Source organism: Comamonas sp. Z1 (genome assembly GCF_008121555.1).
In the GTDB taxonomy this organism is placed as follows: Bacteria; Pseudomonadota; Gammaproteobacteria; order Burkholderiales; family Burkholderiaceae_C; genus Comamonas; species Comamonas thiooxydans.
The window spans coordinates 403,916-415,152 of the sequence record NZ_VOQT01000005.1 but is presented as its reverse complement, the minus strand read 5'-3'; the positions used below and the strand labels follow the sequence as shown (position 1 = coordinate 415,152).

At 55.0% G+C, this 11,237-nt stretch carries 9 protein-coding genes; 4 read left to right on the top strand and 5 right to left on the bottom strand.

Annotated features, from left to right (window positions below; translation table 11 throughout):
- Window positions 1-276: 276 nt before the first annotated feature.
- Window positions 277-1,314 carry a dienelactone hydrolase family protein gene (locus tag FSY45_RS12835; protein ID WP_148748097.1) on the bottom strand — a complete coding sequence of 346 codons (1,038 nt, stop codon included), beginning with the start codon at window positions 1,312-1,314 and terminating at the stop codon, window positions 277-279.
- 115 nt (window positions 1,315-1,429) lie between these two features.
- Complete coding sequence (locus FSY45_RS12830; protein ID WP_255443322.1) at window positions 1,430-2,440, bottom strand: hypothetical protein; 1,011 nt, start codon at window positions 2,438-2,440, stop codon at window positions 1,430-1,432.
- A 197-nt stretch (window positions 2,441-2,637) separates the two neighbouring features.
- Between FSY45_RS12830 and FSY45_RS12825 the strand changes: the two genes are divergently transcribed.
- Window positions 2,638-3,033 carry a helix-turn-helix domain-containing protein gene (locus FSY45_RS12825; RefSeq protein ID WP_148748095.1) on the top strand — a complete coding sequence of 132 codons (396 nt, stop codon included), beginning with the start codon at window positions 2,638-2,640 and terminating at the stop codon, window positions 3,031-3,033.
- Window positions 3,034-3,038: 5 nt separating this feature from the next.
- On the opposite strand, the gene FSY45_RS12820 is transcribed toward FSY45_RS12825, so the two are convergent.
- The 3 genes from FSY45_RS12820 to FSY45_RS12810 all read right to left on the bottom strand — a co-directional run bounded on the left by FSY45_RS12820 (window position 3,039) and on the right by FSY45_RS12810 (window position 5,061).
- On the bottom strand, window positions 3,039-3,728 hold the full coding sequence (locus tag FSY45_RS12820; protein ID WP_255443319.1) for a hypothetical protein: 690 nt from the start codon (window positions 3,726-3,728) through the stop codon (window positions 3,039-3,041).
- 50 nt (window positions 3,729-3,778) lie between these two features.
- Window positions 3,779-4,150: a type I restriction endonuclease subunit M gene (locus FSY45_RS12815; protein ID WP_255443318.1), complete on the bottom strand. Its 372-nt coding sequence runs from the start codon at window positions 4,148-4,150 to the stop codon at window positions 3,779-3,781.
- Between the two features lie 203 nt (window positions 4,151-4,353).
- On the bottom strand, window positions 4,354-5,061 hold the full coding sequence (locus FSY45_RS12810; protein WP_255443317.1) for a hypothetical protein: 708 nt from the start codon (window positions 5,059-5,061) through the stop codon (window positions 4,354-4,356).
- 327 nt (window positions 5,062-5,388) lie between these two features.
- Here FSY45_RS12810 and FSY45_RS12805 point away from each other — a divergent pair, with 327 nt between their 5' ends.
- The 3 genes from FSY45_RS12805 to FSY45_RS12795 all read left to right on the top strand — a co-directional run bounded on the left by FSY45_RS12805 (window position 5,389) and on the right by FSY45_RS12795 (window position 10,928).
- On the top strand, window positions 5,389-6,381 hold the full coding sequence (locus FSY45_RS12805; protein WP_148748094.1) for a site-specific integrase: 993 nt from the start codon (window positions 5,389-5,391) through the stop codon (window positions 6,379-6,381).
- 260 nt (window positions 6,382-6,641) lie between these two features.
- Window positions 6,642-8,177, top strand: coding sequence for a site-specific DNA-methyltransferase (locus FSY45_RS12800; protein WP_148748093.1), 1,536 nt, complete (start codon window positions 6,642-6,644; stop codon window positions 8,175-8,177).
- Between the two features lie 21 nt (window positions 8,178-8,198).
- On the top strand, window positions 8,199-10,928 hold the full coding sequence (locus FSY45_RS12795; protein WP_148748092.1) for a DEAD/DEAH box helicase: 2,730 nt from the start codon (window positions 8,199-8,201) through the stop codon (window positions 10,926-10,928).
- Window positions 10,929-11,237: the final 309 nt, after the last annotated feature.

The window sequence follows — 11,237 nt, the reverse complement described above, 5'->3', positions numbered from 1 at the left end:
CGGCGCTTCTGCGGCCCCAGCACCTCTACGTTCGTTAGATTTTTAGGACTAGGCATAAATACAGTCACAAGACTACCTCTTAGGTTAAGAGGGTTTACCTGTCCTCAGATCAATGGGGCCGCTCCAGCTGTGAGGGGACTTCTTCAGACATAGTGTCCACGATGATTTACGCGGACGCTATCTTGATCTCTTACTGCTATATAGGCCAGATGGGGGCCGCACGGGTGCGGAGCTCAATTTCTTCGCCAGCAGCAAACTATCAACTTGCCCCAGCGTTTACTGGTTCGAGGCGAGGAATGCAAGTACATCCTGCACCGCTTGCTCCCGAGCTTTGGGATTACTTTCCACCGTGATCCAAAGCGTTGCGGCACATTGCTTAAGGGCTGCATCTCGTTCTTGCGGCGTTGCCAAGGTTTGATTGGTGGCTCGGTTATATGCAGGCCCCCATGGTGCGGGATCATTTGCACGGGACGGCATCACTGTGTCGATAGCGCATTTGGCAAACGTGCCTTCTTGGAACTTGCGGTAGGGCTGGTTGGGTCGGTCAAACACGTGATACGCGCCAGGGTAGACCTTGTAGGTGATGGGATTGCCTTCAGCTGCGAGCTGCTGAGCTTCTTCAACACAAGCCGGTGCTGGTGTCATGTCATCTTTTTCTCCAAGCAGATACAGCACTGGAGCTGTGATCTTGAGCGTTGGATTCTTGTAGCGCTGGTTGCAGCCAGGGTAGAGCGCGATGCTTCCTGCCCATTTGATGGACTCCGACTTGGTGATGGGTAGACGGTAATTCGGCCACATGGCTGCGGTCACCGCGTTGGCCCCGCGAGACCAGCCCATGTGATAGATGCGCGATGCATCAATCTGCGGGTGGGTGCTCAAGAGTTTCAGCGCATAGACCGCATCAGAGATGTTGACCGTGGTGTTCCAAGTCAGCTGCTCTCCGGTGCCTGAGATTTTCTTACTGTCTCGTGGTGTGAAGCTGTCCACCATGAAGACGGCATAACCGGCCTCGTTCAGCGGCTTGGCCCAGACTTCGTGCATACCTGTGGTGATGCCATCACTGCCGTGGCTCATGACCACGACAGGTACTTTCCCGGCCACATTCTTCGGCATCAGAAGATCTCCCGTAATCACTTGCTGAGGACCCAAGCGTCCGCGAATCAACGCCCAGCGATGCTCTGGGTTCGATGCCATGAATTCAATGTGCCCAGTTTGTCCACCAGACAAGTCGGCCAGCGGCTCCGCAATTGCTGCTCCGGTAAAGATGCCGGTGATCGACAGCGCGGCGAGCAGATTTCTGGTGATGTACTGCATATGGTTCACTTCAAGTTTTTTATATTGGTTTTGAGAAGCACGCCCGCTGGCCAACCCCGCTAATCCAAAGCGAAGACTGTGCGGGCATGCTTGATGTTTGGACTCGTGCGAGCGCTCAGGGCAACATGAGTGGGCGCAGGTCTGGGCTGAGACCCATGCGCTGCAGCTTGGCGGTATCCAGTTCTGACAGGCGATCCGCTTGGCAATTCAGATTGGCGATGCGCTTGCCGTTCTGCTCCACCAAGACGCCCTGCATGGTGACGCTTGTGCCATAGACCGCATAGCGGTAGTTGCCCTTGTCAAATGACACAAATGGCAGGGACTGACCATTGGCGCCAGTATGTGTGCCTTGCTTGAATGCCGTGTTGGTGGCAGTCGCATTAGCCGGATAGACCATCTCTGGTGTGCCGTCCAGTGGTGCCAGTCGATATACCAGCTGGTTGCTGCCAGTCATGCACAGCGAGGCACGCTTTTTGCCGGTAGAGCATGCAAACACCGGAGTCTCTTCAGCTGAGCAGAGCGTGGGCACTGTCGCTGTCTGGCTAGGTGCAGGCAGCGCGGCTTGGATTTGCTGGCGTGCGACAGACACTGGTGTTGTGGCCGGAGCTGGGTCTGAGGGGACACCTTCGGACTCTGCTTCCATTTCGGCTTGGCTCGCTGATGGCGCGGCAGGTGTCTGTATTTCGGCAGCTTTCTTTGCTGCTACTTGCGCACGCTGCATGCGGTCATAGCGATCCATGGCTATGTCGTGGAAGTAGCCCATGAACGGCAGGAAACCGTTGAGTGCCACCTGCAATGCTCCGGTATCTTCGGTGCGCTGCACGGTGTATGTCACTTGGCCCCGGAGCTTGGTGCCATCCAGCACTGCGCCTTGCTTTTCATAGATGGCTCGCATGTACTGCTCCATCTGCGGCTCTGCTTTCACAGCATCTTCGGGGAAGACGGTTGTCAGTTGGGCTGAGCATACCGCTTTGCCAGTGTTGGCGTTGCTGGCATCGGTAGTGATGTTCTCCAGAGCAACAGTCGTGTCCTTGACCGTGAACTGCACACGCTGCTGGCGCTCTTCACTCATGACGTTGTGCTGCTTGTCGAACTGCTGCTGGTAAATCTGTTTGACCAAGCTCACTGTCTCCGCGTCCGCGCAGGCCGGGGTCTTGTTGCCACATCCAGCGAGTACGGCCGCAGCAACGCAGGCTCCGCTTATTAGAGTCTTCCTCATCACTTCTCTCTCCTGTTGTATGTGTTTTATACGACTCAAATCTTAGCGTAGTGTGTCGTATAAGACGTTGGCTCAAAAAACACATTGGCAGACCCTCAGCGGCCATGAGAGCCAAGGAGTCTGCCCCGTCGCAACTGAACACCACACCAGTGGTGAAGCTGCCAAATGCCGTCACAAAAGCATTGGGGATTAAGCTGCGCAGCTACCGTGAGCTGGCGCAAAAGTCACAAGAGCAACTGGCGCATGACGCCGAAGTTGAGCGCTCGCGTATCTCCAAGCTGGAGAACGGCCACATCAATCCGTCACTGCTCACACTGGCAACGCTGTGCCACTGCTTGAGCATTACGCTGGAACAACTCTTTGAAGGCGTGACAGACACGCTGCCACCCGCTTCGCAAGGCGGTGCTTTGCGTCGCCGCAACCAAGCACATGCCGAAAAGAGTCCAGCTCCGTCCAAGGTCGTCGGTGCTGATCACCGTGCCAAACGCGCCAAGGTATAGGCCACTCACTGCAGCTTGCGCACGCGCACCGCTGCCAACAATCGCACCAGCTCCGCAGACCACGACTCCGATTCGTAGTGCCAGAACACTGTCCATGGCTTGGCGTCATCAGCAGGCAGATGCAACTGCTTGGCGCGGCGACTACCGAGGCCAGCGGTTGGCAATCGCAGCCGTGCGTTGAATGCTTTAAAGCTTGGCTCACCACCGCCAGGGTCCAGCAGCAAGATGCGTTGCGGCTGATGCTTTGATCCAGAAGCCACGCCTTCCACACCGACCGCCAATGCCCAATGCTTGGTGCGCTGGTGTTTGACCGACGCAAATGCCACGGCCACCAGCTCACCGCGCATCAGCCAGTCGAGCGCGTGTCTATCCACATGCTCTTTGGCTCCGTACTTGGCAGTCAGCTTCAGGGGCAGCTCTAGGCTTTTGACCAGCTCCACCCATTCTTTGGCATGGATGCCGCTGAAGTACTTCGGGCCGAATGCATTCCATACCGATGCGGCCACGCCGTACTTGCGCTGACTCATGTCGTACATGGCCGAAGCCTTGGCCAGATCGAAGATCACCAAGATCATTGCCAGTACATGCGTTCCGCAAGCACCATCGAGCATGGACTGCTGCATAAAGCAGCGCACCGGCTCCTGGCGCTGCTGCTGCACGGTTAGCGCATGGCCTGTCTGCAATGCGGCATGCACACGCTGGAATCCATAACTCTGTGGTGCAGAGATAGACGTTCCTGGATGCATCAATACTCCGATGGAAGCAATAGGGTTGTGGCCGAGCGGTCGGCTTCTGTGATGATCCACAGGGTGGGCAAGCTGCTTCTCTTGTCCAGCGGCGTCTGCTGCAGCGCTTCTGCATCTACCAGCCGGTAAACGCTCATCACGCGCATACGTTGCCGAACTGCCGCTTCGTTGGTGGCTTTGTCTTCATCACAGCAGTCACCCCAATCGCCATGCACATGGCGTGATACCAGCGCCAAGGCACTGAAGCTGGTTTGCTCTAGCAGCTCCATTGCGCCAGGTGTTGCCACCAGCTGGCCGAGCGCAAAGCGCGGCGCATTGCTCATCAAAGTCATGCGGCGTGCCGTAGCAGAACGAGAAGAATTGGCTGACATGGAAGTACTCCTTGGTTAATCGTCAGACTCAAGAACTCCACGTGCGAATCACCGACACCGCCGCCCCACACGGGCGAGCAGCGTCCTCCGCATGCGTGGAAACGGATAAAAAATGGACCGGCAAAGCGGTCCATCAAGAGATTCAGAAATCAGAGTGGCGGCGACTTCACATCACCGGCACAGGCCAAAGCACAGACGCGGTGCTACAAAGACAGTCCCAGCGCAGCGAAAAGCTCAGCGTCTGTCGCATAGCTGAGACTTAATGCTTGAACCGTTGCAGGCCATATGCCCAGCAACGACTTCAAATCAGTGTTGGCATCAACCAGCTCATACCGATCCAACAAGCCAAGCAGGCTCAGTTGCTCATTCAGTGCCACATCAACAGCGGCCAGATCAACGCCCCACCATGCGGCCAGCAGAGCATGCAGGGATGGGGCTGGTAGTTCAAAACACGGCCACGCTGCACCGCCGTAGTCCAGATACGCACACAGCAACCGTTGCCACTGCACCGAAGACAAGCCCAAGTGCTTACGAAGCCGCTCCAGATTGCATGCCGCTGGTGCCACATCCACCGGCAGTGGTGGGCACGGTGCAGCCATCAAGCGCTCCACTACCAGATCAGGCTCCATTGGCTGATCCGGTGCCACTGAACCCAGAAAGGCCGGCACTTCAAAGCAGCATGGACTTTGTGAATGACCCAGCACCGGCCAATACAGCAACTCCAGATCGCGTGACACATCCGCCAGTTGCTGTGCATCGAGCACATCCACCAGCACTGGCAGCAAGCGCTGCAGCATCAGCATGCGGTGATGGCGGCGAAAAGCCAGATTGCTTGGCGTTTTCAATCCAATGAGAAAACAAGGATTGGGATTTAAACTCTGCACGCTCATATTGAAGCCATCAATATCCAATAATGCTGCACCGCACTATAAATAATGCATATTTATCCGTGCATGGTGGTATTATATCAATAATATAAGAAAATGCCGTATTTTCAGCGATTTTATGGCTATTTAAGCCATATATCCAGAATAACAGCGTAGATTCAGTAAAAAAAACGCTGAATCAAAAGTCGTTCATCGCAATGACTCAAATTCCCAGCCATCCCTCAACACCAGCAGTAGACGAGCCTGTAGCAATGGCACGCCCTATCTGTGTGTGCATTGAGTGTGGCTGAATCCCATTCAAATCCTGACTATCGATAATCAATCGTTATCGATAACAAAATTGGAACTCCTATGAGTAAAAAATGTTCGACTATTTCAGTCACTGATAAAACTCTCTCTAAAAAAATAGAGAAAAATAGAAAAAATAATCACGATTCAAACCAGATATTAAACAGAAGCTCCATCCAAGAATATATGGATGCCAGCCAAGCCAATGCAACCAAGCGCGCCTACGCCTCTGACTTGCGGAACTTCCTTGCGTACGGTGGAACCGTTCCCTGCACGCCGGAACGGCTGGCCAAGTACCTGGCCAAGTCTGCCAACGATGGTCTGGCTGTTGCAACGCTGGAGCGCCGTATCACCGCGATCCACAAAGCTCATGTCGATCAAAAGCAGGTATCACCGGCACGCAGCGAAATCGTCAGGCAAGTCATGCAGGGCATACGCCGCACACTTGGCACCAAGCAGCGGCAAGTGAAGCCTCTGACAAAAGATGACTTGCTGGCCGCTTTGGAAGCCATCGAGAAAATCCACATGCCCGTCAGGGCAGCACGTGATCGCGCAATTCTGTTGGTCGGCTTTGCATCGGCCATGCGTCGATCCGAGCTTGTTGGAGTGTGCATGGAACATCTGACGTTCTCGCCAGCAGGATTGGAGATTGAATTACCAGTTAGCAAGACAGACCAAGAACGACATGGCCGAACTGTATTCATTCCGCGAGCCAGTAGCAGTGGCTGTCCGGTCACTGCACTGATGCGCTGGCTCAAGACTGCAGGCATCAGATCAGGGCATGTTTTCCGATCCGTCAACCGCTACGACGGCATCGCCAAGCAAGGACTGACGCCGCAGTCAGTGGCGCTCATCGTGAAAACCGCCATGGGGCAAATTGGAGCGAATGCCAAGAATGTCAGCGGCCACAGCTTGCGGGCTGGCTACTGCACCAGCGCTGCTGAGCAAGGCCAACAATCGTGGCAGATACGGATGCAGACTGGGCACAAGTCGGATGCAACTTTGGCCAGATATATCCGACGCAACTCACGAAAGGCCATTCCAAGCTTACTTTGACTACCGAGTCAAGCCCTCGGGCAATGAAAAATTCTGCAGGTTGCAAGCTCATGCCCCTGACGTACGCTTGCAGTCAAGCGTCATCAACAAATGTAGGCAACGCAACAGCTTTACCGCCGTCCATGAGCACAAAGTGAACGGCTGGTTGCCGTTACACAGCGATCGTCCCGAGCCCCGTAGAACCCGTAAACTAACCTAATGTGAAAACGCCAGTGAGGATATCTCCGCTGGCATCAATATCCATAGAAATAGACCTAAACATGCCGTTTTTAGACTGGGTGAACAAGAACCAAGCGCAAGAGACCACGCGGGAGGTGCCCTATCACTTGCTCAAGCAAGCGTCTGTCCACGGTGATGTGAGTGGAACCAATGCCGACAACCTGCTGATTCAGGGCGACAACCTTTTGGCCCTCAAAGCCCTGATTCCGTTCTATGCGGGTCGGGTCAAGTGCATCTTCATTGACCCGCCCTACAACACCCAGAGTGCGTTTGAGCACTACGATGACAAGCTGGAACACAGCCAATGGCTGTCGATGATGTATCCCAGGCTAGTATTACTGCGCGAGTTGCTGGCGGAGGATGGCAGCATTTGGGTAACCATCGACGACAATGAGGCCCACTACCTCAAAGTTCTGATGGATGAGATTTTTGGACGTAAAAACTTCTTGTGTGCGATAGCCTGGGAGAAACGCTATGCGCCACCACCGGACACCAAAGACTTTGGATATGTGCATGATGTGATATTGGTTTACCGAAAATCCGCTGCCTTCAAGAGAAATCTTCTCCCTGCAACGGATGAGCAGGCCAGCCGATACAAGAATCCGGATCAGGACCCCCGCGGTCCGTGGAAGCCCGAGAACTACACCTGTCGCTTTACCGCAGAGGAGCGACCCAATTTGTTTTATCCGATACGGCAGCCGAACACAGGGGAGGAGGTTTGGCCCAAAAAAACTCGTGTGTGGGCAATGTCTCGTGAGAGCCACCTCCGAAACGAGGCTGAAGGGCGAATCTGGTGGGGGGCAAAAGGAACAAATTCTGTCCCATCGTTAAAGAATTTTTTTAGTGGAGTTGCGCAAGGCATGATGCCGATGTCCATATGGAAGCATGGGCTCGCTGGCCATAATCAAGATGGGAAGAAAGAGGCTTTGGCATTGCACGGTGATGCGCCATTTTCAACACCAAAACCAGAGAAGCTGATTTGGGTGATTTTGCATATTGCTACTCAAGCGGGTGACTTAATTCTCGATTCCTTCCTCGGCTCTGGCACTACTGCCGCTGTCGCTCACAAAATGGGACGCAGCTATATCGGCATTGAAATGGGCGAGCATGCCCGCACCCATTGCTTACCCCGTATGCAAAAGGTCATTGAGGGTGAGCAAGGCGGTATCAGCGCAGCTGTGGAATGGCAGGGCGGCGGCGGCTTCCGCTTCTGCACGCTGGGCGAGCCCGCCTTTGATGAGCACGGCCGCATCAGCACCGATATAAAGTTTGCCACGCTGGCTGCCTACGTCTGGCACCTCGAGACCGGCGAGCCAGGTCAGCAAGTGTTCGACAAACCACTGCTAGGGGTGCACAACGGAGCGGCCTATTACCTGCTTTACAACGACATATTGGGCGACCGGCGCCCTGCTGGTGGCAACGTGCTGACCCATGCTGTACTGCAAGCCATCAATGAGATATTTCCGCACGATGGGCCCAAGGTGGTCTATGGAGAAATGTCGCGCATAGGAGCATCGCGCCTTGCTGCCGAGGGCATTACCTTCAAGCAGATTCCCTATGACGTGAGAATGCGCTGATCCAGCGCGAACCAGAACAAGATGCTGACCCTTAAAGCCTACCAGCAGAGTGCACTGACCGCGCTCACCGATCTCCTTACCGCTGCACGCAGCCAGCCAGTGGCTGATGCTTATAGTGCAGCACTCACCGCGCAGAACCGTGCGGGCGAGACCTATCAACCCCTATTCGGTGATGTCCCGTGCGTCTGCTTGCGCGTACCCACGGGGGGCGGCAAGACCATTATGGCCGCGCATGCTGTCGCGCTGGCAGGCAGGTGCGTACTGGACAGTGACGCGCCCATTGCTCTGTGGCTCACGCCATCGGACACCATCCGTACCCAGACGCTTGAAGCCCTTGCCAATGCACGACACCCCTACCGACAGGCGCTGGCCTACTACTTTGGCGACCGCGTGCAAGTGTGTGACTTGGAGAGCTTGCAGACCATCAGCCCGCACGATGTCGGCAAGGCGGCCATCGTCATCGTGGCCACTATTCAGTCCTTCAACGTAACCAACACCGCCAAGCGCAACGTCTACTCATTCTTTGAAGAGCTGGCCCCCCATTTCGACAACCTGCCTCCCAATCTTTCGGCAGGTTTGGAAAAGGTCTCGGAGGCCGATTTGCTGAGTCAGCCCTACCTGACCGCTAAGGACGTAGGCCGAGTCAAGTATTCGGTGGCTAACTGGATGCACTTGCAGCGGCCTATCGTCATCGTGGATGAGGCTCACAATAACCGCACCGACCGTTTTTTCAAGTCGCTAGGGCGTGTGAATCCAAGCTGCGTTATCGAAATGACTGCCACCCCGGTGCCAGGCAACAACGTGTTGTATCACGTCGCTGCTGCCGAGTTGAAGGCCGAGCAGATGATCAAGCTACCCATCGTGCTGGCCGAACACCCGCAGGGCTGGCGTGAATGCCTGCGAGATGCCCGCTTGACTCGCGATCGCTTGGAGCTGATTGCGCAGCGCGAACCAGATTACCTGCGCCCGATCGCATTGGTGCAGGCCATGCCCATCAATGGCGAGGCCACCGTAGCCGTAGTGCGCCAACACCTCATCGAGCAAGAAGCCATTCCTGAAAACCAGATCGCAGTGGCCACCGGCACGCAGAAGGAGCTGGATGGAATTAACTTGTTTGACCCAGCTTGCCCCATCCGGTACGTCATTACTGTGGAGGCCTTGAAAGAGGGCTGGGACTGCTCATTTGCCTATGTACTAGCCAGCCTACAATCGGTGAATTCCTCCAAAGACGTAGAGCAGTTGCTGGGTCGGGTGCTGCGTATGCCATATGCAAAGAACCGGACGCAGAACGAGTTGAACCGGGCTTACGCCCATATCGTTGCCGATAACTTCGCGCAAGCTGCCGCCACACTCAAAGACCGCATGGTGCAAAACATGGGATTTGAGAAGCTGGAAACGGCCTCCATCATCATCCCCCAGCAGTCTCTGCCATTGAACGGTGGTGCAGGTGGTGCGCCCACGCCTGTGGCGTATGGCGGCGGAGTTACCAAGTCCAGTCCAGCCATTCCGGATTGCAATATCAACCTGCCTCAGGTGCCAGATACTGCGCACTGGCCCGACGAAATCAAGGATGTGGTGCAGATCAGGCCAACCACGCAAGGCGCTACGCTGTTGCTCAGCGGAGATGTCAGCAGTGAGTTACTAACTCAGGCAGAGGCATTCATCATCCAGGGCATGCCGGCTAAGACCGCGAAAGACCGCGAAAAACAGGTCGAAGTTAAGGATCAGTTTAATGATCACCGTGCCGTGCGCCAGGCGATGCGCGCTCCAGCGCAGTTGGGTCTGGACTTCGTGCCCATTCCCCAGCTTTGCCTAACACTAGATGGTCACCTCGAAGTGGTGGAGCGTGAAACGCTGTCTAGTTTGGGCGATTGGAGCTTGTTGGATAGCCAAGTGCAGTTGGCTGGGTTCAGCATCACCGAGACCGTCAATTCGTTCGAGATTGATATCAACGGCGCCAAGGTCATTTACAAGCATACCGATGCGCAGCAGCTTTTACTGAATGAAACCGTAACCCACATCAGCCAGCAAGACCTTATTCGTTGGCTGGACGTGGAGGTGCGTCAGCCAGACATTGGGCAGACCCAGATGCAGGCCTATCTCGTCAAGATGGTGACTCACCTGACCGCCGAGCGGGGCTTTACCCTCACAGCGCTGGTTCGTGCACGATTCCAGTTGGCGCAGGCACTGATCAAAGAAATCAGTCGGCTGCGCCAGATTGCCATGGCTAGTGGCTTTCAGGGGCGGCTGATGGACATGGCGGTTCCGGGTGTAACGGAGTTGGCGCATTACAGCTTCCATTACCAGCCAGGTCAGTATCCGGCGAGGCAGATGTATCGAGGCAGCTATGAGTTCAGCAAGCACTTTTACCCAGTCATCCATGACCTACGCGAGAAAACCCAGGCAGGAGTCGTGGCAGAGGAGTTTCGGTGCGCCATGGCTATCGATGCCCACCCCAAGGTCAAGCAATGGGTGCGCAACATCGAGCGGCAAGAAAAATTCTCGTTTTGGCTGCCGACTGCCACGGACTACTTTTATCCCGACTTTGTAGCCGAGCTGACAGATGGGCGCGTGCTGGCCGTCGAATACAAGGGCGAGCCCTACAAGACCAACGACGACTCACGCGAAAAACAGCAGGTCGGACACCAGTGGGAGCAATCCAGCGATGGGCGTTGTTTATTTTTGTTTGCTGTCGAGCGCGACGACCTGGGTCGAGACGTGTTTCACCAACTGAACCACAAGCTGGGATAGTTTTCTAAGAAGTAGCAAAATCAGACCTGAACATCAAATGTAGAACTTCCGATCTGATCCGACAGTTGCTCCCATTTCGACCGGGGCAGTTGTCAGATCAAGTCCGAACTTCTACACATCAAAGTCAAGGTTTGCTGAATTTTTTGTCTACTTTGCAGCGAGGCTGCGTGAAAACGCATCAAGCACTGAACTTGGCAAGAAATCGACCTCTTAGATCGCTCTGTATGCATTTTTCTTGACCAAGGCAATGGTGAGGAGACCCCCTGAATTTCATTCTCGGACGAGTCTTCACACAGCCTCCAGCGATTG